Genomic DNA, 786 nt, shown 5'->3' with positions numbered 1-786 from the left:
GAAGTGCCGCATCTCGACAATGACCGCCATTTCCACCCCGATATGGAAAAAGCCATCGCCATGGTGCGCAGCGGTGCGACCATCGTGGCCGCCGGCGGCGTGGCTCTGCCGTCGATTTCCGGAGCGATGTGATGGCAAGCGCGCCCTGGCTGACGGTCACGCCCGGCACAGCCCCGTTGCTGGTGTCGATCCCGCACACCGGCATCGACCTCGCCGGCCTTGAGAATCGGCTGGTCTCGCCCTGGCTCGGCCGCCGCGACTGCGATTGGTGGATCGATAATCTCTATGACTTTGCTGCCGGCCTCGGGGCGACGGTGGTGCACACCGCGATCTCGCGCACCGTCATCGACGTCAACCGCGATCCCTCCGGCGCCTCGCTTTACCCCGGCCAGGCGACGACCGGCCTTTGCCCGACCGAGACTTTCGATGGCGATCCGCTCTATCGCGAGGGCGAAGAACCGGGGCCGTCGGAGATCGACGAGCGTCGCGAGAAATTCTTCGTGCCCTACCATGCCGCCTTGCAGGTCGAGATCGACCGGTTGCGTGGCCTGCACGAAAAGATCGTCCTCTATGACTGCCACTCGATCCGTTCAGTGATGCCGCGCCTGTTTGAAGGCACGCTGCCGGTTTTCAACCTCGGCACCAATGACGGCAGGAGCGCCGATCCGACGCTGCAGGCGATGGTCGGCCAGATCATGGCCGCACCCGGTCACCCCTTTTTCATCCCCGGCCGCCTCAAGGGCGGCTGGCTCACACGCCATTTCGGCCCTCCGCCACAAGGCGTGC

The 786-nt window shown here is 65.4% G+C and carries 1 protein-coding gene; it reads left to right on the top strand.

What is annotated here, in order from left to right; translation table 11 throughout:
- Window positions 1-131: 131 nt before the first annotated feature.
- A partial coding sequence (hutG, locus tag EN906_RS35900) for an N-formylglutamate deformylase (protein ID WP_127375859.1) occupies window positions 132-786 on the top strand: 655 nt, incomplete at its 3' end.

The sequence above is a fragment of the Mesorhizobium sp. M7A.F.Ca.CA.004.06.1.1 genome (assembly GCF_003999135.1).
GTDB lineage: Bacteria > Pseudomonadota > Alphaproteobacteria > Rhizobiales > Rhizobiaceae > Mesorhizobium.
Note: the sequence above shows the minus strand (reverse complement) of the source record. Positions and strands in the feature narration are given on the sequence as shown.